This window comes from Halomonas sp. DP5N14-9 (genome assembly GCF_019802175.1).
Taxonomy (GTDB): domain Bacteria; phylum Pseudomonadota; class Gammaproteobacteria; order Pseudomonadales; family Halomonadaceae; genus Halomonas; species Halomonas litopenaei.
Genome location: NZ_JAHVHR010000001.1, coordinates 221,249 through 241,568 on the forward strand (window position 1 = coordinate 221,249; position 20,320 = coordinate 241,568).

General features: G+C 65.0%; 24 protein-coding genes. 12 read left to right on the top strand and 12 right to left on the bottom strand.

Going from position 1 to position 20,320, the window contains the following annotated elements; all coding sequences use genetic code 11:
• The first annotated feature begins 277 nt into the window (after window positions 1-277).
• From KUW00_RS01030 to dxs, 3 genes are read left to right on the top strand one after another with little or no spacing between them, the layout of a single operon-like run.
• Window positions 278-556, top strand: a complete 279-nt coding sequence (locus KUW00_RS01030) for an exodeoxyribonuclease VII small subunit (RefSeq protein WP_045993891.1) — start codon at window positions 278-280, stop codon at window positions 554-556.
• A gap of 4 nt (window positions 557-560) precedes the next feature.
• Complete coding sequence (gene ispA / locus KUW00_RS01035; RefSeq protein WP_045993952.1) at window positions 561-1,430, top strand: (2E,6E)-farnesyl diphosphate synthase; 870 nt, start codon at window positions 561-563, stop codon at window positions 1,428-1,430.
• A 16-nt stretch (window positions 1,431-1,446) separates the two neighbouring features.
• On the top strand, window positions 1,447-3,360 hold the full coding sequence (gene dxs, locus KUW00_RS01040) for a 1-deoxy-D-xylulose-5-phosphate synthase (protein ID WP_108449471.1): 1,914 nt from the start codon (window positions 1,447-1,449) through the stop codon (window positions 3,358-3,360).
• An 89-nt stretch (window positions 3,361-3,449) separates the two neighbouring features.
• Here dxs and KUW00_RS01045 read toward each other — a convergent pair whose 3' ends face one another.
• Window positions 3,450-3,632 (bottom strand): hypothetical protein, encoded by a 183-nt coding sequence (locus KUW00_RS01045; protein WP_108131886.1) that lies wholly within the window; start codon window positions 3,630-3,632, stop codon window positions 3,450-3,452.
• Between the two features lie 228 nt (window positions 3,633-3,860).
• On the opposite strand from KUW00_RS01045, the gene djlA reads away from it, so the two are divergent.
• Together djlA and KUW00_RS01055 are read left to right on the top strand one after the other, a co-directional pair.
• Window positions 3,861-4,640 (top strand): co-chaperone DjlA, encoded by a 780-nt coding sequence (djlA, locus tag KUW00_RS01050; RefSeq protein ID WP_108131885.1) that lies wholly within the window; start codon window positions 3,861-3,863, stop codon window positions 4,638-4,640.
• A gap of 418 nt (window positions 4,641-5,058) precedes the next feature.
• On the top strand, window positions 5,059-6,609 hold the full coding sequence (locus KUW00_RS01055; RefSeq protein ID WP_045993895.1) for a Na+/H+ antiporter NhaC family protein: 1,551 nt from the start codon (window positions 5,059-5,061) through the stop codon (window positions 6,607-6,609).
• Between the two features lie 209 nt (window positions 6,610-6,818).
• On the opposite strand, the gene KUW00_RS01060 is transcribed toward KUW00_RS01055, so the two are convergent.
• The 5 genes from KUW00_RS01060 to ribA all read right to left on the bottom strand — a co-directional run bounded on the left by KUW00_RS01060 (window position 6,819) and on the right by ribA (window position 9,395).
• On the bottom strand, window positions 6,819-7,115 hold the full coding sequence (locus KUW00_RS01060) for a hypothetical protein (RefSeq protein WP_045993896.1): 297 nt from the start codon (window positions 7,113-7,115) through the stop codon (window positions 6,819-6,821).
• Between the two features lie 204 nt (window positions 7,116-7,319).
• Entirely contained in the window at window positions 7,320-7,616 is a 297-nt protein-coding gene (locus KUW00_RS01065; protein WP_108131883.1) for a hypothetical protein, read from the bottom strand.
• A gap of 282 nt (window positions 7,617-7,898) precedes the next feature.
• Window positions 7,899-8,216 carry a hypothetical protein gene (locus KUW00_RS01070; protein WP_222568037.1) on the bottom strand — a complete coding sequence of 106 codons (318 nt, stop codon included), beginning with the start codon at window positions 8,214-8,216 and terminating at the stop codon, window positions 7,899-7,901.
• Window positions 8,217-8,390: 174 nt separating this feature from the next.
• Window positions 8,391-8,675, bottom strand: a complete 285-nt coding sequence (locus KUW00_RS01075; protein ID WP_045993899.1) for a hypothetical protein — start codon at window positions 8,673-8,675, stop codon at window positions 8,391-8,393.
• An 84-nt stretch (window positions 8,676-8,759) separates the two neighbouring features.
• A complete protein-coding gene (gene ribA / locus KUW00_RS01080) occupies window positions 8,760-9,395 on the bottom strand; it encodes a GTP cyclohydrolase II (RefSeq protein WP_045993900.1) in 636 nt (211 codons plus the stop codon).
• 171 nt (window positions 9,396-9,566) lie between these two features.
• Here ribA and hemE point away from each other — a divergent pair, with 171 nt between their 5' ends.
• The gene (gene hemE, locus KUW00_RS01085) at window positions 9,567-10,643 is read left to right on the top strand and encodes a uroporphyrinogen decarboxylase (RefSeq protein WP_108131917.1); all 1,077 of its coding nucleotides are present in this window, start codon (window positions 9,567-9,569) and stop codon (window positions 10,641-10,643) included.
• Complete coding sequence (locus tag KUW00_RS01090) at window positions 10,621-11,010, top strand: VanZ family protein (RefSeq protein WP_222568038.1); 390 nt, start codon at window positions 10,621-10,623, stop codon at window positions 11,008-11,010. Before hemE ends, KUW00_RS01090 begins: the two co-directional genes overlap by 23 nt.
• Window positions 11,011-11,039: 29 nt before the next feature.
• Here the strand turns inward: KUW00_RS01090 and KUW00_RS01095 are convergent, their stop codons facing one another.
• Window positions 11,040-11,558, bottom strand: coding sequence for a hypothetical protein (locus KUW00_RS01095; RefSeq protein WP_045993901.1), 519 nt, complete (start codon window positions 11,556-11,558; stop codon window positions 11,040-11,042).
• A gap of 290 nt (window positions 11,559-11,848) precedes the next feature.
• On the opposite strand from KUW00_RS01095, the gene KUW00_RS01100 reads away from it, so the two are divergent.
• A complete protein-coding gene (locus tag KUW00_RS01100; RefSeq protein WP_045993902.1) occupies window positions 11,849-12,280 on the top strand; it encodes a host attachment protein in 432 nt (143 codons plus the stop codon).
• Window positions 12,281-12,338: 58 nt separating this feature from the next.
• Here the strand turns inward: KUW00_RS01100 and KUW00_RS01105 are convergent, their stop codons facing one another.
• A complete protein-coding gene (locus KUW00_RS01105; protein ID WP_045993903.1) occupies window positions 12,339-13,265 on the bottom strand; it encodes a LysR family transcriptional regulator in 927 nt (308 codons plus the stop codon).
• 187 nt (window positions 13,266-13,452) lie between these two features.
• Between KUW00_RS01105 and KUW00_RS01110 the strand changes: the two genes are divergently transcribed.
• Window positions 13,453-14,229 (top strand): ferredoxin--NADP reductase, encoded by a 777-nt coding sequence (locus tag KUW00_RS01110; protein WP_045993904.1) that lies wholly within the window; start codon window positions 13,453-13,455, stop codon window positions 14,227-14,229.
• A 103-nt stretch (window positions 14,230-14,332) separates the two neighbouring features.
• On the opposite strand, the gene KUW00_RS01115 is transcribed toward KUW00_RS01110, so the two are convergent.
• A complete protein-coding gene (locus KUW00_RS01115; RefSeq protein WP_222568039.1) occupies window positions 14,333-14,968 on the bottom strand; it encodes an SDR family oxidoreductase in 636 nt (211 codons plus the stop codon).
• A 156-nt stretch (window positions 14,969-15,124) separates the two neighbouring features.
• On the opposite strand from KUW00_RS01115, the gene KUW00_RS01120 reads away from it, so the two are divergent.
• Entirely contained in the window at window positions 15,125-15,340 is a 216-nt protein-coding gene (locus KUW00_RS01120; RefSeq protein WP_045993906.1) for a DUF3820 family protein, read from the top strand.
• A gap of 317 nt (window positions 15,341-15,657) precedes the next feature.
• On the opposite strand, the gene glnK is transcribed toward KUW00_RS01120, so the two are convergent.
• The 3 genes from glnK to KUW00_RS01135 form a co-directional block, all read right to left on the bottom strand.
• Window positions 15,658-15,996, bottom strand: a complete 339-nt coding sequence (gene glnK, locus KUW00_RS01125; protein ID WP_045993907.1) for a P-II family nitrogen regulator — start codon at window positions 15,994-15,996, stop codon at window positions 15,658-15,660.
• 190 nt (window positions 15,997-16,186) lie between these two features.
• Entirely contained in the window at window positions 16,187-17,437 is a 1,251-nt protein-coding gene (locus KUW00_RS01130; protein WP_222516223.1) for an ammonium transporter, read from the bottom strand.
• A 49-nt stretch (window positions 17,438-17,486) separates the two neighbouring features.
• Complete coding sequence (locus tag KUW00_RS01135) at window positions 17,487-17,825, bottom strand: P-II family nitrogen regulator (protein ID WP_045993909.1); 339 nt, start codon at window positions 17,823-17,825, stop codon at window positions 17,487-17,489.
• Between the two features lie 386 nt (window positions 17,826-18,211).
• On the opposite strand from KUW00_RS01135, the gene KUW00_RS01140 reads away from it, so the two are divergent.
• Together KUW00_RS01140 and KUW00_RS01145 are read left to right on the top strand one after the other, a co-directional pair.
• On the top strand, window positions 18,212-18,592 hold the full coding sequence (locus KUW00_RS01140) for an accessory factor UbiK family protein (protein ID WP_222516222.1): 381 nt from the start codon (window positions 18,212-18,214) through the stop codon (window positions 18,590-18,592).
• 119 nt (window positions 18,593-18,711) lie between these two features.
• Window positions 18,712-20,217, top strand: coding sequence for a YifB family Mg chelatase-like AAA ATPase (locus KUW00_RS01145; protein ID WP_222568040.1), 1,506 nt, complete (start codon window positions 18,712-18,714; stop codon window positions 20,215-20,217).
• Window positions 20,218-20,320 lie beyond the last annotated feature (103 nt).

Below are 20,320 nucleotides of genomic sequence, written 5' to 3' on the forward strand. Positions count from 1 at the left end.
ATCAGGGTCCATAGAGTACCACAGGGCGGCATTTTCACGTTGAAAATCCTTGCACCGCAGCATGAGCCATCTGCATGTACCGCCGTCCTTTCGAGGGGCGCTTCGCGGGCCGCGGATAAGGGCCAGGGCAGACGACCCCGGGGGGAGAGCGTGTATACTGTCGCCCTTTGGGGAAAGGCCGGACGTCGTCAGCGAGCCTGCGTTTCCCGGGTGGCCCATCGTCGGCCGTGAACTCGCAATCTCGGGTCAGCCTTTGACCCGCCGCCTGGAGGGGCGCATGGCAACGCAGGACCGCCAGCCAACACAGAAAGATGACGAGTCGCTCGACTTCGCCTCGGCCATGACCCAGCTGGAGACACTGGTCGAGCGCCTGGAGTCCGGCGAGCTGACGCTGGAGGAGTCGCTCAAGGCCTTCGAGCAGGGCGTGGCCTTGACGCGAGATGCCCAGAAGCGGCTCGACGAGGCCGAACTCAAGGTGCGCAGCCTGACGGAGAACGCCGACGGTGGCATGCAGCTGTCGCCTTTTGATATCGGGGAGGAACCGGGTGAACGCTGACACCATGCTGGCCCGCTTGGCCGCAGACCGGGCGCGGGTAGACCGCTGCCTCGAGGGACTGTTCGAACAGCGCCACGTCGTCGAACCCCGGCTCGAGGCGGCGATGCGCCACGGCCTGCTGGTCGGAGGAAAGCGCCTGCGCCCCATCCTGGTCTACGCCGCAGGGCGTGCGCTGGGGGCCGACGACGACGAGCTCGATATCCCCGCCGCCGCGATCGAGCTGATCCACGCCTACTCGCTGGTCCACGATGATCTGCCGGCGATGGATGACGACGACCTGCGACGTGGCCAGCCCACGGTGCACAAGGCCTTCGATGAGGCCTCGGCGATTCTTGCCGGTGACGCCCTGCAGACGCTGGCATTCGAGCTGCTGGCGAGCTCTCGCTCGCCCCGCCTGGGTGCCCTGGTGGCGACCCTGGCCAAGGCGTCTGGTCGCGACGGCATGGCCGCCGGCCAGGCGCTGGATCTGGCGGTGGTGGGCGAACGTCCCGACCTGGCGATGCTGGAAACCATGCACCGCCACAAGACCGGTGCGCTGATTCGCGCCGCGGTTCGCCTCGGTGGGCTGGTGGCGGTGGCCGAGGACGATTCGCGTCTGGGGGCGTTGGACACCTATGCTGCGGCCATGGGCCTGGCGTTTCAGGTGCATGACGACGTGCTGGACGTCACCGGCGACACCGATACCCTCGGCAAGACCTCGGGGGCCGACGCGGCCCGCGACAAGCCGACCTATCCCGCCCTGCTCGGGCTTGACGGCGCCCGAGCCAAGGCCGGTGCGCTGATCGACGAGGCACTCGACGCCATCGCCCCGCTGGGCGAGGCGGCGGCGCCTCTGGCCGGGCTTGCCCGCTACATGATCGAGCGCGATCACTGACGACCACAGGGCTAACATGAAGCTGTTCGACACGATTCCCACCGAGCGGCCGGCGACACCGCTGCTCGATACTCTGGATACCCCGGCTGCGCTGCGTGCCATGAGCGCAGAGCAGCTCAAGCGCGTGGCCGATGAGCTGCGCGCCTACCTGCTGTATAGCGTCGGCGTTTCCGGCGGCCACTTCGGCGCCGGTCTTGGTGTGGTCGAGCTGACCGTGGCGCTGCACCACGCCTTCCGCACGCCCCACGATCGCCTGGTGTGGGACGTGGGCCACCAGGCCTATCCCCACAAGATTCTGACCGGCCGCCGCGAGGCCATGACCAGCATTCGTCGCTACGGTGGTCTGGCCGCCTTTCCCCGGCGTGCCGAGTCGGAGTACGACACCTTTGGCGTCGGCCATTCCAGCACCTCCATCTCGGCGGCTCTGGGCATGGCCCTGGCGGCGCGCACGCAGAAGCAGGAGCGCCGCGTGTGTGCCGTCATCGGCGACGGCGCCCTGACCGCGGGCATGGCCTTCGAGGCCCTGGCCCACGCCGGCCACGTCAACGCCAACCTGCTGGTCGTGCTCAACGACAACGAGATGTCGATCTCCGAGAACGTCGGGGGCGTGGCCAGCTACCTGGCACGGATTCTGGTCAGCAAGCCCTATCTGAGCATGCGTGAGAACGGCAAGCGGGTGCTGTCCCACCTGCCGGGTGCGCTGGAGCTGGCGCGGCGCACCGAGGAGCACGTCAAGGGCATGGTCAGTCCGGCCACCCTGTTCGAGGAGATGGGCTTCAATTATGTCGGGCCCATCGACGGCCACGATATCGACGCCCTGACCGATGCCCTCACCAGCATGCGTGAGCTGGACGGACCTCAGTTTCTGCACGTGAAGACGTGCAAGGGCCGGGGCTTCCTGCCGGCGGAGTCCGATCCCATCGGCTACCACGCCATCACCAAGCTGGAGACGCCGGAGGCCGCCAAGGCCAAGCCCCCGGCGACCGCGTCGAATGCGCCGCCGAAGAAGAAGTACTGCAGCGTGTTCGGCGACTGGATCTGTGACATGGCCGCCGCCGACGAACGTCTGATCGGTATTACCCCGGCCATGCGCGAGGGGTCGGATTTAATCCGTTTCTCCAAGGAGTACCCCGAGCGCTACTACGACGTGGCCATCGCCGAACAGCACTCGGTGACCCTGGCCGCCGGTATGGCCTGCGAGGCAATGAAGCCGGTGGTGGCGATCTACTCGACCTTCCTGCAACGCGGCTATGACCAGTTGATCCATGACGTGGCGGTGCAGGAGCTGGATGTGACCTTCGCCATCGATCGTGCCGGCCTGGTCGGTGAGGATGGCCCGACCCACCATGGCGCCCTGGATTTGACCTACCTGCGCTGCGTACCGGGCATGGTGGTGCTGGCGCCGGCGGACGAGGCCGAGTGTCGCGCCATGCTCAGCGCCGCCTACCATCATCCGGGGCCAGCGGCGGTGCGCTATCCCCGCGGTACCGGTCCCGGTGTGCCCATTCCCGCCGACCTCGAGCCGCTGCCCATCGGCGTGGCCGAGCCGCGGCGTCAGGGCAAGGGCGTGGCGCTGCTGGCCTTCGGTAGCCTCAATGACCCCGCCGGGGTGGTGGCCGAGCGGCTAGACGCCACTCACATCAATATGCGCAGCGTCAAACCGCTGGATCGTGACGCCGTGCTAGAGGCCGCCCGCAACCACGACCTGCTGGTCACCCTGGAAGAAAACGTGGTGGCCGGAGGCGCCGGCAGTGGCGTCAACGAACTGCTGCTGGCCGAGGGTGTCGCCGTGCCGGTGCTCAACCTGGGCCTGCCCGATGTCTTTGCCGAACACGGCAAGCCAGCGGAGCTGCTGCGTGACTGTGGCCTCGATGCCGAGGGTATCGAGGCGGCGATTCGTCGCCGTCTGGACAAGCACCGAAAGCGCTGAGCGAGGGTGCCTGCGTCGCGCACGGCGCAAGTATGTCCGTCATGCCATCGGCCCCCGCTCCAGGGGGCCGATGGCGTCTGGGAGCAGGCTCAGCGATGGCTGGCGCTTTCGACCAGGCGCTCGATGACGGACCTGGCGGTGTCAGATGGCGGCGTGTCCACCCCCAGCAAACCCTGCCAGGGGAATACCGAAGCATTGGAGGCCAGGCTGACGCTGATGCTGGCGGAAGCGATGGCGCCGACGATGGCAAGGCGCGTGATCGAGAGTCGCATGGGAGTGTGAACCGAGCGGCTTGAAATGGCGTGCAGTGTCGCGCTTGCAGATGACCATTCGATGAAACAGCGAAGGCTGGACCTTCGCCGCCGGCTCGACGGCGATGGTATGCTGCCTGCTCATACCCCTTTGGCGGGACCTGGCATAGCCGCAACGGTTGGCCAGGGCCGAAACAGAAAAAGACGTGGCGCCGCCGCTTGGCGACGTAGCGCACAAGAGAGGATTTTATGCTGACCATCATCGTGATTGGCGCGGTAGTGGGCTTCCTGGCCGGTGGGCCGCTGGGCATGCTGATCGGCGGCGGTATCGGCTGGTGGCTGGGCGGGCGCCTGCGCGGCGGTCTGATGCTCAGCAAGGGCCTGGCAGAGATGCAGCGTCAGTTCATGGACTCCACCTTTGCGGTGATGGGGGCGGTGTGCCAGGCCGATGGTCAGGTCAGCGGCGAGGAACGCCAGGTCCTGGAGCAATTGCTGGTGCGTCTGCGTCTGCCGGAAAACACCCGTGCCAGCGCCCGCGCCGCCTTCGAGCGCGGGCGCGCCAGTGACTTCGACCTCGACGGCGAGATCGCACGGGTGGCCCGGCTGACGCGCGGGCGCAGTGCGCTGCGCCAGATCTTCCTGCAGGTGCAGCTTTCCGCCATCGCCGCCGATGGGGTGCTGCACCCGGCCGAGCACAGCATGCTGATGCGGGTGGCTCGCGGGCTTGGCTGCAGCGAGGCCGAGATCGCCCAGATTGAGGCCATGCTGCGGGGCGGCGCCTCCCACGGTGCCGGCGCGACCCAGGAGAGCCAGAGCCCGCTGGAAGATGCCTACAAGGTGCTCGGTGTCAGCGACGAGGCCAGTGACGCCGAGGTCAAGCGCGCCTACCGCAAGCTGATGAGCGAGAACCACCCGGACAAGCTGGCCAGTCGTGGCCTGCCCGACAGCATGCGCGAGGTCGCCGAGGCCCGCACCGTCGAGATCGGCAACGCCTACCAGCGTATTCGCCAGGCCCGCGGTCAGGCCTGACGGCCCCAGGGCCAAGTGGCACTGGCCTGGCGCCTGACGTCGTTGCCGGCGAGCGCTACACGGCACAGGGCATGAAGGGGGTGGAGGTGGAGACGCGGCGTCCTGACTGAGGCGAGGGCCGTCGGGGCGATGCCTGGTGTATCTCCAGAGAGGGTATCGGCTGTCGGTGTTGGGGAGGCGGGTCGCGGGGTGATGGAGGTATCTGTCGGCTCCGTCACCCGATGTCCGAGGGGAATTTTCAGGGTGGTCAGCTAGCTGCAGGCCGGCGCTGGCTTGTACTTCTGGAACGGCGGTTGCGGGGATGTGACAGCGCGGTTGCCGTTTGTGCCGCAAGCGCCTAGGATGCCCCGCTGCCCGCACGACGCCGTCCGGCGTCATCCCCTCGGGCCAAGACCGACAAGAACCCAGGAGACTCCCGATGTCCTTCGGACTCTTATCCCTGTTGCCGCCGCTGCTGGCCATCCTGCTGGCATTGGCGACGCGCAACGTCATTCCCGCGCTGTTCTGCGGCGTCTGGCTCGGGGCGACCATGCTCGCCGGCTACAACCCTGCCGCCGGCCTCTACAACAGTTTTTCTGACTTTATCGTGCCGAGCATCGGCGACGAGTGGAACGCCACCGTGCTGATCTACTGTGGCCTGTTCGGGGTCTTGATCAGCGTGCTGCAGCGTACCGGTGGCGCCCACGCCATCGCCCGCGCCATCTCGCGCAAGGTCGCCAGCGCCCGTGGCGCCCAGGGCAGCACGCTTGGCCTTGGCATGCTGATCTTCTTCGAGGACTATTTCAACGCCCTCACCGTGGGCAGCGTGATGCGTCCGATCACCGATCGCATGAAGGTCTCCCGCGAGAAGCTCGCCTACATCGTCGATTCCACCTCGGCCCCCATGTGCCTGCTGGGCCCGGTGTCCACCTGGGTGGTCTTCGTCATGGGGCTGATCGGCACTCAGCTGGGCGAGATGGAGGTGAGCGGCTCGGAGTACCTGATCTACCTGTCCTCGATTCCGCTGAACTTCTACGCCTGGCTGGCGCTGGGGATGATCTTCTATATCGTCGTCACCCAGTGGGACTTCGGTCCCATGGCGCGGGCAGAACGTCGCGCCCGGGAGACCGGCAAGCTGATGGAAGACACCGCCAAGCCGCCTTCCGAGACCGACGCCATGGAGCTCAAGGCGCCGGAAGACACCGCTCGCAAGCGCAACATGCTGGTGCCGATCGGGGTGTTGCTGGCGATGATTCCGCCGCTGTTTCTGTGGACCGGCAACTTCCCGGAAAATGACCTGGTGACTGCGGTGGGCAACGCCGACGGCGGTCAGTCGATCCTGATCGCCACCCTGGTGGCGGTGATGACGGGGCTGGCCATGGGCATGAGTCAGCGGCTGTTCGACTTCCGCGAGGCCATGGATATCGTGGTCGAGGGCATCAAGAGCATGACCCTGGTCTACATCATCCTGGCGCTGGCCTGGTCCATCGGCAGCGTCACCTCCGAGCTTGGCACCGCCGACTACCTGGTCAGCCTGACCGAGGCCAGCATTCCGCCCAGCCTGGTACCGGTGCTGCTGTTCCTGATCGGCGCCGTGGTGGCCTTCACCACCGGCACCTCCTACGGCACCTTCGCCATCATGATTCCGATCGCCATGCCGGTGGCGGCGGCCATGGACCTGCCCATGGCGCTGGCCATCGCCTCGGTGCTGAGCGGCGGCATCTTCGGCGATCATTGCTCGCCGATTTCCGATACCACCATTCTGTCGTCGGCGGGGTCGAGCTGTGACCATATCGACCATGTGCGCACCCAGCTGCCCTACGCGGTGACAGCCGGTGTCGCAGGACTGGTGGCCTTCTTTGTGGCCGGCGTCACCGGTACCACCTGGATCGGGGCGATCAGTGGCGTCGCAGTGATGTTGACCATCGCGCTGGTGATGAAGGCGCTGTGGCAGCCACGGCAGGTCGATTCCGCGCCTCAGTCACGCTGACGCAGGCTCGACGGCCGGGTCGCCGGGTCGCTGAGTGCCTGGTCCCGCACCTGGCCCCGTGTCCGGTAGACCCTCCCCCAGGCCCAGCACAAAAAGGCCGAGCACAAAAAGACCCGGCACATAAAAAGGCCCCGCCGACATCACGTCGGCGGGGCCTCTGCGTTGGTACCCGGGGTCCTTACCCGCGGACACCCATCGGATCGGTGCGCTTAGCCGGTGGTGGCCTGACGGGCCAGGTCCAGGTCGTGCTCGCTCATGGCGAAGTCGGTGCGCTTGGCCTGAACCCGCAGCAGCTCCAGCCGGGCATTGGCCATGGCGTTGCTGCCGTTGTCGGCGATATGGGCGTTGCCGACCTGATGGGCGGCCTCCAGCGCGCTGGCGCTGACCTGAGCCAACGGCTCGGCGTTGAGCGCTTGGGCGCGGTCAGTGGCACGGTCGGCCTGGGCGGTCAGCGGCAGGGCAGCGGCGAGCAGGGCAGTAGCGGCGATCTTGGTAGTGGCTTTCATGGTGTCTCTCCTGTAGGCCTGATGGGCTTCTGGGTGAGCCCTTGGCCATCGCGTATGTCGGTTTCAGCGGTCGTCTTGCAGTCTTTGTCGAAGGGCCTTTGTTGCTGGCCTTCGCGATCGTCTGTTGGAGATGACGCCGGGCGTCATTTGGACGTTGCCGGTCATCACCAAGTCAAACGGTCGTTTTAATCTGGTCGGCAAAAATTAGCCGGTGGTGGCCTGACGGGCCAGGTCCAGGTCATGCTCGCTCATGGCGAAGTCGGTACGCTTGGCCTGTTCGCGCAGCAGCTCCAGGCGGGCGTTGGCCATCGCATTGCTGCCGTTGTCGGCGATATGGGCGTTGCCGACCTGATGGGCGGCGTCGAGGGCGGCGACGCTGAGGCTGGACAGCGGCTCGGCGTTGAGCGCCTGGGCACGGTCACTGGCGCGGTCGGCCTGGGCGGTCAGCGGCAGGGCAGCGGCGAGCAGGGCAGTAGCGGCGATCTTGGTAGTGGCTTTCATGGTGTCTCTCCTATTGGGCCTCGTGGCCCTTGTCTCTCTTGAATTCGACCGATTCAAAATAAAACGGTCGTTTTAATTTTGGTGGCATTTTTTGGCCCCTCAGGGCCTGCCTTTTCTGCAGCTTGTCATCCTTGTCTGCCTGGACCTTGCTGACTCTGTCCTGCGTTCGAAGGATGTATCCAACGGGTACTGCATGAAAACTTGCGGCAATAATATTAACAGGCTAACGGAATGTCAAATACCGATTCGACCTTGGTCTAAGTCGCCTTTACACAGCGCAGCCTAGATGGTCACCGCGACACGCCGTCCGTCCAGCTGCAGAAAGCGAGTGGCCTGGGCCTGGTCGCGATGCAGTTGCAGCCTGGCGTTTGCCAGCGTCTTGCCATCATGGGTCGAGACGGCGGTGTTGCCGATACGCTGACCACCGATAGCCAGAGGCTCGACATCGGCGACTTGCTGCCCCAGCACGTCATCGGCCAACGGGGCCTGGTCGGTCAAGGGCGATTCGTTCAGGGCCAGGGCGTACTTGGGTGGTGCAGCCTGGGCCAGAGCGGGCAGAGAGGCGACGATCAGGGCAGCGAGGATCAAGGTGGGTTTCATGTCGAAGCTCCTTCCGGTATCAGCGGGTGGCGTCACCCGCTGTCGATGTGTGTATTTTGTTAGCGTTCTATCGAAAGCGCCAGGTAATCGCTTTTATGGCTTCGATAATGCGGCTCTATTAAAACGGTCGTATGCCTGTAGCGGTGCAAAAACAAAGGCATTTTTTTCTTGCTGTTACTTGGTGGCGGCGCGACCGAGGTCGAGATTGAGCATGAAGTCGGTCATTTCCACATGGCGAGACTGCAGCCGCAGGCGAGCCTTGCGCAGGGCTTCGGTGCTGTCGCTGGCGATGTGGGCATTGATCACTTCATGGCCCTGCTGGGGCATGGCGTCGCGCATGGACAGGGGTTGGCTGTTCAGCGCGCGGGCCAGGTCGGTGGCACGGGCGTCGGCCTGGGCCGTCAGCGGAAGTGTGGTCACGGCGGCAATGGCGGCAATCGAAAGCAGCTTGAGTTTCATGTCGGCACCTCGAAGGTCAAGATCAATGGAGCGTAATGTTGCGTTTGATCTTGAGTCGGGGGTGGACCGGATTCCTTACGCGGCCTATGACTTTTTTTCGATATCCACGTCGTCAGCCTGGGTAAAGTCACCCAGCGCCATCATGTGACCGAGCTTGCCTGCCTTGGTGGACAGGTAGTGCTCGTTGTGGGGATTGAGCCCGGTGGTCAGGGCGACGCGTTCCACCACCTGAACGCCGGCCTGGGTCAGGGCGTCGACCTTGCGCGGGTTGTTGGTCATCAGCTTGAGCCCCTCGACACCCAGGTGTTCGAGCATCGGCACGCACAGGTCATAGCGGCGCAGGTCGGCGGCGAAGCCCAGGCGCTCGTTGGCCTCGACGGTGTCGGCCCCCTGGTCCTGCAGGTGGTAGGCGCGAATCTTGTTGAGCAGGCCGATGCCGCGGCCTTCCTGACGCAGGTAGAGGATGACACCGCGGCCTTCGCTGGCGATACGCTTGAGCGCTTCCTGAAGCTGATAGCCGCAGTCGCAGCGCATCGAGAACAGGGCGTCGCCGGTCAGGCATTCAGAGTGCACCCGTCCCAGCACAGGAGCGCCATCGTCGATCTCCCCCAGGGTCAGGGCGATATGATCCTTGCCCGTGGCCTCGTCTTCGAAGCCGTGCATGGTGAAGGTCGCCCAGGGGGTGGGCAGGCGAGAGGCGGCGATAAAGCGAATCGTCACGGGGTACCTCGGAGTCGAAACAACGGCAGCGCCGTCAAGGGGGCGCCCAGTTTATCAGGAAGTCGTGCAAGGCTCACGACACCTTGCCGACGACACAGGGTCGCAGGAGGCCACGCGTTCGGGAGTCATTGCGGTACAATGAGTCGCACATTTTCCCTGGATGACGCCTGCATGGAACTGAAGAACGATCGATTTCTGCGCGCTCTCGCGCGTCAACCGGTGGATCGCACTCCGGTCTGGATGATGCGCCAGGCCGGTCGCTACCTGCCGGAGTACAAGGAAGTGCGCGCCCAGGCGGGAAGCTTCATGGACCTGTGTCGTGATACCGCCCGCGCCTGTGAGGTCACCCTGCAGCCGCTGGAACGCTATCCGCTGGACGCCGCCATCCTGTTCTCCGATATTCTGACCATCCCCGATGCCATGGGGCTGGGCTTGTACTTCGAGACCGGCGAGGGTCCCAAGTTCCGCAAGCCGGTGCGCAGCGCAGAAGACGTGGCCGCGCTGACGGCGCCCGACGCCGAACGCGACCTCGACTACGTGATGCGCGCGGTCTCGACCATCCGTCGCGAGCTCAACGGTCGGGTGCCGCTGATCGGTTTCTCCGGCAGCCCCTGGACCCTGGCGACCTATATGGTCGAAGGCGCCTCCAGCAAGGACTTTCGCCACGTCAAGGGCATGCTCTACTCAAGCCCCGACGTGATGCATCAGCTGCTCGATACCCTGGCCACCGCGGTGACCGACTACCTCAATGCGCAGATCCGAGCTGGCGCACAGGCGGTACAGATCTTCGATACCTGGGGAGGGACGCTGTCCACGCCGGCCTATCGCGAGTTCTCGCTGCGCTACATGGAACAGATCGTGGCGGGGCTGATTCGCGAACAGGATGGGCGCCGGGTACCGGTGATCCTGTTCACCAAGAACGGCGGCCAGTGGCTCGAGGATCTGGCCGACACCGGCGCCGACGCCCTGGGGCTGGACTGGACCACTGAACTGTCCAGCGCGCGCAGCCGGGTGGGCCGCAAGGTGGCACTGCAGGGCAACATGGACCCCAATGTGCTGTTCGCCAACCCTTCGGCGATTCGTGCCGAGGTCGGCCGTATCCTCGACAGCTACGGTCACGGCCCGGGCCACATCTTCAATCTCGGCCACGGCATCAGCCAGTTCACCGACCCCGACAACGTCACCGCCTTCATGGAGGCGCTGCACGAGTTGAGCCCGGCCTATCATGCCCAGATCGCCTCAGGCTGAAGTCTCGGGCAGGCGGTCTGCATTCGGGCGGTGGTGGTGGGGGCTGGCCGCCGCCGCCGCCCTGGTCATCGCCTGGGGCAGTCTGATGCCTGCCAGCGAATTGCCGGAAGACCTGCCCTGGGACAAGGCCAACCATCTGATCGCCTACGCCGGTCTGGCAACACTGCTGGCGTTGGCGAGCGGGCGCGGCGGGCTGTCCATGGCACTGGCGGTGGCCTATGGCGTCGCCATCGAGTTCGCCCAGATCCCGGTACCCGGGCGTCTTGGCGGCGATGTCTGGGACATCGTCGCCAATACCCTGGGGGCCGTACTCGGTGTCGGGTCGGTCTGGCTGTGGTGCCGATGGCGGCAGCGCGCTCGCCGCTGATTGCCTTCCCGGTCAAGGCGTCGACCGCGTCAGAGACTTGGCTCCTGGCGACTCGGCTTCTGGACCCTTTGTGATTCGGGCTCGCCGGTAGACGAACGGTTCAGGTCGAGGCCGGGCTCGCGATGTCCGCGTTTGCTCAGCGGTTCGGCCTTGCGCGTCACCCGAGCATCGCCGACCACCGCGTCGTCGTCCTCCAGCGGCCGGGCCTGGGAGGTCCAGGCCTTGTCGTCATCATGCACCGCCGGACGACGATCGTAGGAGCGGGTGACCACCGCGCCTGGGGCGAAGCCGGGCCGTTGACTGCCCAGGTGATGGGGCAGCAACCACAGCTCGGCCAGCAGGCGTAGTGCGACCATGGTCAGCAGGGTGAGGCCGGCGCCCAGCGCCAGGGGAGGCCAGCTCTCACTCCAGGTGGTCATGGCGACCCAGGGGGTGCGGGGGATCAGCCACCACAGACCGGCGGCGAGAACGCCGAGCTGTGCAATGAAATGACAGCTCAGTAGGGTGCGCCGGGCCAGTGGGGCGCGGGGAAAGAAGAACTGGCGCATGGTTGAGGTCCTCCAGCAGGGGAACTCGCAGGGCGCCAGGATGGGCGGCCCGCGAGTATCAGCGGTGCGGCGCAGGCAAAGGCGATAACCGGACAGGGCCGCAGGCCGCCGGGGCGTGTAACAGATGCCTGCATGCTACCCCAAAGGAGGCAGGGCTCGTCAGTGTCTGTGGAGGGCGACGCCGGTGTCGCCAATAACCACCAGTTGACGCTGCCGGGGTCCGTTGCCATGGTGACTTTGTACCGGTCATTGTGCCGGGAAGTCTGAACACAGGGAGGCGAGGACCGACCATGACGACGACTTATATCGTGGTAGCCGATGCGTCGCGTGCGCGAATCTTCACTCGGACAGGACGCAAGCTGAATGAAGTCGAGAGCCTGGTGCACGCCGAAGGGCGGCTCCACGAAGGCGATCTGGTGACCGACAAGGGCGGTGACGTACATGAATCCAGTGCTACCGCCTCGCGTCAGGCTGGCGGCGAGGAGGTGGCGACCCAGCACCATGAAGTCATCTTTGCCCGAGAGGTAGCCGATCGACTGTATCGTGCCCGTGTCGACAACAGCATGGAAAAGCTGATCATGGTGGCGCCGCCGCGCTTTCTTGGCCACCTGCGCGACAAGCTCGATGCTCCCACCGCCAAACTGGTCATCCACTCCCTCTCCAAGGATCTGACCAAGGCCGACTGCGACAAGATCACCGACGCCGTCGACGATCTGCGCTGATCTGTGCCGCCCGCCGTCCGCGGCGGGCTCTCTCCTGCATAGCGCTAGTCGTTTCCGTTCAGGGCACCTGCGGCAGATCGATCTCGTCGCTGCGCTGGATCCCCTCCGTCATCTGCCGGCACTGGCGTAGAAATTCGCGCATGCCTGCGGTGAGGTACTTGTGACGGTGCCAGATAAAGGTGAACTGTCGACTCAGGTCCAGTTCCGGCGTGGGCAGTGGGGTCAGGCTGCCACGCCGAAAGGCGTCGCGCAGCGCCAGGCGTGAGACACAGCCGATTCCCAGCCCCGACTCCACCGCACGCTTGATGCCCTCGGTATGCTCCAGTTCGAGCAGGATATTGAAGCGACCACGCCGATGGCGGGCTGCCTGTTCGAGGGTCAGGCGCGTGCCTGAGCCCTCCTCTCGCATGATCCAGTCTTCACGCAGCAGGCGGTCGAGCTCCACCGGCCCGCGGTTGGCCAGCGGGTGACGGGGCGAACAGAACACCACCAGGTCGTCTTCGACCCAGGGCTGGGTGATGACCTCGTCCTCCTCGCACTGCCCCTCGATCAGCCCCAGGTCGAGCTGGTGATGGCGAACCGCATCGATGATCGAGCGAGTGTTGCGGACCTGCAGCCTTACCCGGCTGCCGGGGTGGCGCTGCATGAAGTCGCTGATCAACAGCGTCGCCAGATAGTTGCCGATGGTCAGGGTGGCGCCGACATCCAGATTGCCGATGCCTTGCTGGCCTCTGAGCAGTTCTTCCACTTCTTCGGCCCGATCGAGCAGGGCGACCGCCTTGGGCAGCAGCTGGAAGCCCAGTGCATTGAGCTTGAGGCGCTTGCCGATGCGATCGAGCAGCTGGCAGTCGAATTGGCGCTCGAGTTCGGACAGCGCGGTACTGGCCGCCGACTGCGACAGGGCCAGGGCGCGCGCCGCCTTGGACACGCTCTCGTGCTGGGCGACCGCAACAAAGACTTCCAGCTGTCGAAGGGTGTAGCGCATGGCACGGGCTCTCCGGCGCGATAGGGGTAAAGACGTCGGCGATGGGCATCTATATCAATGAATTGGATAAGCGTTATCCATACAATCCATTTAACAGATAATATGGCCGGTCTTAGAATTATCCGCAAGACTTGATATCGGGCTTTATTCACTTCAGGAATAAGCCCACGCATTTTAAGGAGTTGGCATGAGCAAGTTTGCCCTGGAAGAAGTGCTGAGCGTTCATCACTGGAACGACTCCCTGTTCACCTTCCGCACGACCCGTGAGCGTAGCCTGCGTTTCAAGAACGGCCAGTTCGTGATGATCGGTCTCGAGGTCAACGGCAAGCCGCTGATGCGTGCCTACTCCGTGGCCAGCCCCAACTACGAGGACCACCTCGAGTTCTTCAGCATCAAGGTACCCGATGGTCCCCTGACCTCTCGCCTGCAGCACCTGCAAGTAGGCGATCAGATCATGGTCAGCCGCAAGCCTACCGGTACCCTGGTATGTGACGACCTGCTGCCTGGGCGCAATCTCTACATGCTGTCCACCGGCACCGGTCTGGCGCCCTTCCTCAGCCTGATCCAGGACCCCGAGGTTTACGAGCGCTTCGAAAAGGTAGTGCTGGTGCACGGCGTGCGCCACGTCAACGAGCTGGCCTACGCCGACTTCATCACCAAGGAGTTGCCGGCGCACGAGTACCTGGGCGAGGAGATCAGCGAGAAGCTGGTCTACTACCCCACCGTGACCCGTGAAGACTTCCACACCATGGGCCGCCTGACCGATCACATCCGCACCGGCAAGCTGACCGACGACAAGGGGCTTCCGCCCATCGATCCCAAGCAGGACCGGGCCATGATCTGCGGCAGCCCGGCCATGCTCGACGACACCAGCGCACTGCTCGACGAGCTCGGCTTCAATATTTCTCCGCGCATGGGCGAGCCCGGCGACTACGTCATCGAGCGTGCCTTCGTGGAGAAGTAAGACCCCACGACAGGACGCCGCAAACGACGACGCCGATGGCCACTTGCCATCGGCGTCGTCGTTGGTGCTGGCGGATTGAATCGCCTGGCCGGTGTGGCGGTGGTCAGTCGCCGAGAGCCTCGGCGATCTCGCGTTCGCCGTCCAGGAGCACCGTCTCGTGATTACGGATCTTTCGTTGCCCCAATAGATAGACCAGGGCTTGGGCCACGTTGGCTCGGGATATCTGGTTGTTGCCCCCGGTCTCGTCCAGTGACGTGGCCACGCGGCCGGTGGCGTCGTCGTCGGTTAGCCGGCCTGGCTTGACGATGACATGGTCCACCTTGCTGCTGCGCAGGTAGGCATCGGCAGCGAACTTGGCGGCCATGTAGGGCCTGAGCTTCTCCGGCGCCTGCAGCGGCTGCTCGGCGCGCATGGCGCTGACCATCAGCATGCGATCCAGCCCCTGGCGGCTGGCCTCGTCCGCCACCCGCGTAGCGGCGTAGAGGTCGATCAACAGCGTCTTGTCGGGCCCGGTGTTCGGGCCGGAGCCGGCGGTGAACAGCACCTGTTCGCAACCTTCGAAGGCGGAGGCGAAGTCCTCCTCCAGGTCGGCGACGACCGTCTCGATACCTTGTTGCTCGAACCAGTCGCGTTGCTCGGCGCTACGGATCATGGCGCGAATCGGATGTCCCTGGCGGTGGGCGATGGCGCAGACCTGGCGGCCGATCTGGCCGTTGGCACCTATCACGAGTGTGGTCATGTCGGCCTCCTTGTCGATACCTGGAAATAACCATGGCGTCGATGGGGAAGACTTTCAACGGGGGAGACTTTCAATGGGGAGGCGAATCGATGGCGACGCCGCCCGCAGGCCAGTACCCTGTGCGTCTTTCCCTCACCCACCCGCTCAGGAGCAGCGATGAATCCTCAGGACCTGGAACGCCTGGTTACCTTGCCAATGCCTTTCGGCAAGCATCAAGGCACCTTGATCGCCGATCTGCCCGGGCCTTACCTGGCGTGGTTTGCCCGGGTCGGGTTTCCCCCCGGAGAGATCGGACGCCTGCTGGCGCTGATGCACGAGATCGACCACAACGGCCTGAGCGACCTGCTGGAGCCGTTGCGACGCCGCGGCTGAGCGGCGCCACCTGGCGGGGAGAACCGGTCGCCGTCGTCAGACCGCGCCCTTGTCAATCGAGCTCAGGCAGCGTCCTTGTCGGTCTCGCCGGTACGGATACGAATAACTTGCTCCAGCGGGGTGGCTAAAGACAGCTGCCATCACCGGTCAGACAGCATCCTTGTCGGTCTCGCCGGTACGGATACGAATAACTTGCTCCAGCGGGGTGGCTAAAGACAGCTGCCATCGTCGGTCAGACAGCGTCCTTGTCGGTCTCGCCGGGTCGGATGCGAATGACCTGCTCAAGGGGGGTGGCTGAAGACAGCTGCCATCGTCGGTCAGACAGCGTCCTTGTCGGTCTCGCCGGTACGGATACGAATGACTTGTTCAAGGGGGGTGACGAAGATCTTGCCATCACCGATCTTGCCGGTGTTGGCGACCTGGACGATGGCTTCGATGACCTGCTCGGTCATACCGTCGTCGACCGCCACCTCAAGCTTCACCTTGGGCAGAAAGTCGACCACGTACTCGGCTCCCCGGTACAGCTCGGTGTGGCCCTTCTGACGGCCAAAGCCCTTCACTTCAGTGACGGTGATGCCCTGAACACCGATCTCGGAGAGCGACTCGCGGACGTCGTCGAGCTTGAATGGCTTGATAATCGCGGTCACCAGTTTCATGGCGGGTTCCTCATCCTGTCCGTGTGGGGGCGGCGTCGGTCGTGCCTGGCGCCAACCCGTTGGCGGCGCGCCGTTGCGCCTGTCCTGACTAGTGTGACAAAGCATACCCCTGGCGAACAGCAATAAAAAAGGCCCCCGAAGGGGCCAGGAGGAGCACGCCAGCTCACTGGTGTCGCGGGTAAGCTCAGGCTTACTTCTTGGCGACGTTAAACTCGGGGTAGGCTTCGAGACCGCATTCGGCCAGGTCGACGCCTTCGTATTCTTCTTCTTCGCTGACACGCACACCCATGATTGCCTTGATGATCAGCCACACGACCAGGCTGGCGGTGAAGACCCAGGCGAAGATGCCGATGATGCCGAGCATCTGGGCGCCGAAGGTGGCGTCGGCGTTGTTCAGCGGGACCGCCAGGACACCCCAGATACCGGCCACACCGTGGGCGGAGATGGCACCGACCGGATCGTCCAGGCGCAGCTTGTCGAGGACCACGATGGCGACTACCACCAGGACACCGCCGACTGCACCGATCAGGGTGGCGCCGAGGGCCGTGGAGGACAGCGGGTCGGCGGTGATGGAGACCAGGCCAGCGATAGCGCCGTTCAGGGCCATGGTCAGGTCGGCCTTGCGGAACCAGATCTTGGCCAGGATCAGCGCGGCGAGGACACCCCCGGCGGCGGCAGCGTTGGTGTTCACCAGCACCTGGGCCATGTTGTTGGCGGAAGACACGTCGGAGAGCTTGAGCTCGGAGCCGCCGTTGAAGCCGAACCAGCCCAGCCACAGGACGAAGGTACCCAGGGTCGCCAGCGGCATGTTGGCACCGGGGATGGCGTAGATGGCGCCGTTCTTGCCGTACTTGCCCTTGCGCGGACCGAGCACCAGCACACCGGCCAGGGCTGCAGCGGCACCCGCCATGTGGACAATGCCGGAACCTGCGTAGTCGGAGAAGCCTGCTTCGGACAACCAGCCGCCGCCCCAGGTCCAGTAGCCGGAGACCGGGTAGATCACGGCGGTCATGACCACGGCGAAGGCCAGGAAGGCCCACAGCTTCATGCGCTCGGCGACAGCGCCGGAGACGATCGACATGGCGGTGGCCACGAACACGACCTGGAAGAAGAAGTCGGCGCGGGCCGAGTAGTAGGGTGCGTCTTCACCACCTGCGAGCACCGCATCGACGCTGTTTTCGGCGCCGATCAAGAAGCCGAAGTTGGGGATGAAGCCGCCGGCGTCGGAGGAGTACATCAGGGCGTAGCCCACCAGCAGATACATGGTGCAGGCGACCGCGAACAGCACGATGTTCTTGGTCAGAATCTCGGCGGTGTTCTTGGCCCGGACCAGGCCGGCCTCGAGCATGGCAAAACCGGCGGCCATCCACATGACCAGGGCGCCGCAGATAAGGAAGTAGAAGGTGTCCAGCGCGTAGCTGAGTTCACTGATATCGACCATGGAAGTGTCTCGCTATATTTTTATCGGAAGTCGGGTCAGGGGACGGGGATCAGACCGCGTCGGAGCCGCGCTCGCCGGTGCGAATGCGGATGACGTCTTCCAGCGGCGTGACGAACACCTTGCCGTCACCGATCTTGCCGCTGTTGGCCGCGTTGCAGATGGCTTCCAGCACGCTGTCCAGTCGGGCCTCGTCGATCGCAACCTCGACCTTCACCTTGGGCAGAAAGTCGACGACATACTCGGCGCCGCGGTATAGCTCGGTGTGGCCCTTCTGGCGGCCGAAGCCCTTGACCTCGGTCACGGTGATGCCCTGGACGCCGTTGTCGGCCAGCGCCTCGCGGACGTCGTCCAGCTTGAAGGGCTTGATGATGGCGGTGATCAGTTTCATGGCATGGCTCCCTACGTGCATAAGGTGGCGGCTTGTTTCCGCTCGGTGCATGGATATCTATGCATAGCGATATACGTGCCATAAATTTGGCAAAATCTTTGTTTACAATGGCTTGTGGTTGTTCTTGAAAGCGAGAGACGAAAAACACCCGCGAGTTTGCGGCACTGCATCAAAGTTAATGCACTGTTTTGGTGCTGGCGCGTATTGGTGGTGCGTCATTGGCGAGCATGCTGTGCCGGGTCGCGTGCCGGGGCGCGTGATAGGTAACAGGGAGTCGCCAATGCGCCGGGCGTCGCTGGGCAAGGGCCACGAAGCATGCGTTGGGCGCCCGGCTTGCGTATCCTGTCGGCAACGGAGTTCCCATCGACGTTTCAAGGAGAGCCATCATGGTCAGTCAGGATCGCATCAGCCGTTTGGCACAGCAGATCGGCGAGCGCTTGCAGGGCGCCTCCCAGGCCCCGGAAGACATCCAGAAGGGGGTCCAGCAGGTGGTGCGTGGCGCCTTCGATCGTCTCGAACTGGTGTCACGCGAGGATTTCGACATCCTCATGGACGTGTTGCAGCGCACCCGCTCCCGGGTCGAGGCGCTGGAAAAGCAGGTAGCGGCGCTGGAGAGCCTGGTCGAGGAACGTGCAGCGCCCGCTGGCGAAACGACCGCGGCGCCAGCCGTGGCCGAGGAAGCCGCCGAGGTACCGGTGCCGCCGGTGCCGGAACAGGGCAAGCAGGACGAGGCATCGAGCGGTTCAGCCGACAAGCCCTCCGCCTGAGGCTTCGGACGCAGAACGTCACAAGATATGCCGGCCCGCCCTGGCGGGGGGCCGGCATGGGGCGCCAGTGAGGTGGGCGTGCTCTACTGGTCATGAGCCTTCCGTCAGGCAGGGAGCCCATGACGCTTGCCATCATTGCCACCCGTGCGGGACTGGGGCTGGACGCCCCCGAGGTACAGGTCGAGGTACACCTGGCCAACGGCCTGCCGGGCATGACCCTGGTCGGCCTGCCCGAGACCGCAGTGCGCGAAAGCCGCGAACGGGTGCGCAGCGCCCTTGCCACCTGCGGCCTCGACTACCCGCTACGCCGTATTACCCTGAATCTTGCTCCCGCCGATCTGCCCAAGGAGGGTGGACGCTTCGATTTGCCCATCGCGCTGGGTCTGCTGGTGGCTTCCGGCCAGTTGCCCGCCGCCGCACTGGAGGGTGTCGAGTGCGCCGGCGAACTGGCCCTCGATGGTCGGTTGCGGCCGGTAGCCGGCATGCTGCCCTTCGCCATGGCCACCCGTCAGGCCGGGCGGCGCCTGATCCTGCCCGAGGCCAACGCCGATGAGGCGGCCCTGGTCAATGGACTGGAGGTGCTGCCGGCGGCGCACCTGCTCGACGTCGTCGCCCATCTGGTCGGGCGCATTCCCCTTGTGGCTCACCCACCCGCCGCACCGCCGAAAGACGGGCCTGCGGCGCTGGATCTGTGCGATGTGCGTGGCCAGTATCAGGCCCGGCGAGCGCTGGAGGTAGCGGCGGCGGGTGGGCACAACCTGCTGTTTGCCGGGCCGCCCGGTACCGGCAAGACGTTGCTGGCCAGCCGACTGCCCGGGCTCTTGCCGCCGCTTGGCGATGACGAGGCGCTGGAGGTGGCGGCGATTCGCTCGGTGTGCGCGCTTCCCCTGTCCGATGGCTTTGGCCGTCGTCCGTTTCGTTCGCCTCATCACACCGCCAGCGCGGTCTCGCTGGTCGGTGGCGGCTCGCGCCCACGGCCCGGCGAGATCTCGCTGGCCCATCGCGGCGTGCTGTTTCTCGACGAGTTGCCGGAGTTCAGTCGCCAGGTGCTGGAGGTATTGCGCGAGCCGCTGGAAAGCGGCGAGATCCATATTGCCAGGGCCAGCCACGAACGACGATTTCCTGCTCGTTTTCAACTCGTTGCAGCAATGAATCCTTGCCCCTGCGGCCATCTGGGTGATCCGCGTCAGGACTGTGTATGCACCGCGTCCCAGATCCAGCGCTATCAGGCGCGCCTGTCCGGCCCCCTGCTAGATCGCATCGACCTGCAGGTGGAGGTGCCGGCGCTGCCGGTGGAACAGTTGACGTCGCATCAGCCGGGGGAAAGCACCGAGATGGTGCGCCGACGCGTGATGGCGGCGCGTCAGCGTCAGCAGCAGAGGGGAGTGCTCAACGCCCAGCTCGCCGGGGCCGCGCTGGAGCGAGCCTGCGCCCTGGAGGTGGCCGAGCGCACCTGGCTGGCGCAGTCGCTTGAGCGCCTGCGGCTGTCCGCCCGGGCCTACCACCGGGTGCTGCGGGTGGCGCTGACCCTGGCCGACCTGGCCGGGCGCGAACGTCCGTGCCGTGATGACCTGATCGAGGCCATCGGCTATCGCCAGCTGGATCGGCTGTTGCGCAAGGGCTGACGGGCGCCGCACGGTCGTTCCATGCACCCGTTATCTCCAGGCATAGTCCCTGCCCGGGTCCAGGCTTCGCCCGAGAAGTCGACGAGCGCAGGCACTTTTCAGC

Coding starts and splice junctions, on each gene's coding strand:
- KUW00_RS01030 (WP_045993891.1), top strand. CDS start 278: ATGGCAACGCAGGACCGCCAGCCAACACAGAAAGATGACGAGTCGCTC.
- KUW00_RS01060 (WP_045993896.1), bottom strand. CDS start 7,115: ATGAAAGCCACTACCAAGATCGCCGCTACTGCCCTGCTCGCCGCTGCC.
- KUW00_RS01100 (WP_045993902.1), top strand. CDS start 11,849: ATGACGACGACTTATATCGTGGTAGCCGATGCGTCGCGTGCGCGAATC.
- KUW00_RS01105 (WP_045993903.1), bottom strand. CDS start 13,265: ATGCGCTACACCCTTCGACAGCTGGAAGTCTTTGTTGCGGTCGCCCAG.
- KUW00_RS01075 (WP_045993899.1), bottom strand. CDS start 8,675: ATGAAACTCAAGCTGCTTTCGATTGCCGCCATTGCCGCCGTGACCACA.
- KUW00_RS01110 (WP_045993904.1), top strand. CDS start 13,453: ATGAGCAAGTTTGCCCTGGAAGAAGTGCTGAGCGTTCATCACTGGAAC.
- KUW00_RS01130 (WP_222516223.1), bottom strand. CDS start 17,437: ATGGTCGATATCAGTGAACTCAGCTACGCGCTGGACACCTTCTACTTC.
- KUW00_RS01095 (WP_045993901.1), bottom strand. CDS start 11,558: ATGCGCCAGTTCTTCTTTCCCCGCGCCCCACTGGCCCGGCGCACCCTA.
- KUW00_RS01045 (WP_108131886.1), bottom strand. CDS start 3,632: ATGCGACTCTCGATCACGCGCCTTGCCATCGTCGGCGCCATCGCTTCC.
- KUW00_RS01065 (WP_108131883.1), bottom strand. CDS start 7,616: ATGAAAGCCACTACCAAGATCGCCGCTACTGCCCTGCTCGCCGCTGCC.
- KUW00_RS01145 (WP_222568040.1), top strand. CDS start 18,712: ATGACGCTTGCCATCATTGCCACCCGTGCGGGACTGGGGCTGGACGCC.
- hemE (WP_108131917.1), top strand. CDS start 9,567: ATGGAACTGAAGAACGATCGATTTCTGCGCGCTCTCGCGCGTCAACCG.
- djlA (WP_108131885.1), top strand. CDS start 3,861: ATGCTGACCATCATCGTGATTGGCGCGGTAGTGGGCTTCCTGGCCGGT.
- KUW00_RS01055 (WP_045993895.1), top strand. CDS start 5,059: ATGTCCTTCGGACTCTTATCCCTGTTGCCGCCGCTGCTGGCCATCCTG.
- dxs (WP_108449471.1), top strand. CDS start 1,447: ATGAAGCTGTTCGACACGATTCCCACCGAGCGGCCGGCGACACCGCTG.
- KUW00_RS01115 (WP_222568039.1), bottom strand. CDS start 14,968: ATGACCACACTCGTGATAGGTGCCAACGGCCAGATCGGCCGCCAGGTC.
- KUW00_RS01120 (WP_045993906.1), top strand. CDS start 15,125: ATGAATCCTCAGGACCTGGAACGCCTGGTTACCTTGCCAATGCCTTTC.
- glnK (WP_045993907.1), bottom strand. CDS start 15,996: ATGAAACTGGTGACCGCGATTATCAAGCCATTCAAGCTCGACGACGTC.
- KUW00_RS01090 (WP_222568038.1), top strand. CDS start 10,621: ATGCCCAGATCGCCTCAGGCTGAAGTCTCGGGCAGGCGGTCTGCATTC.
- KUW00_RS01135 (WP_045993909.1), bottom strand. CDS start 17,825: ATGAAACTGATCACCGCCATCATCAAGCCCTTCAAGCTGGACGACGTC.
- KUW00_RS01140 (WP_222516222.1), top strand. CDS start 18,212: ATGGTCAGTCAGGATCGCATCAGCCGTTTGGCACAGCAGATCGGCGAG.
- ispA (WP_045993952.1), top strand. CDS start 561: ATGCTGGCCCGCTTGGCCGCAGACCGGGCGCGGGTAGACCGCTGCCTC.
- KUW00_RS01070 (WP_222568037.1), bottom strand. CDS start 8,216: ATGAAACCCACCTTGATCCTCGCTGCCCTGATCGTCGCCTCTCTGCCC.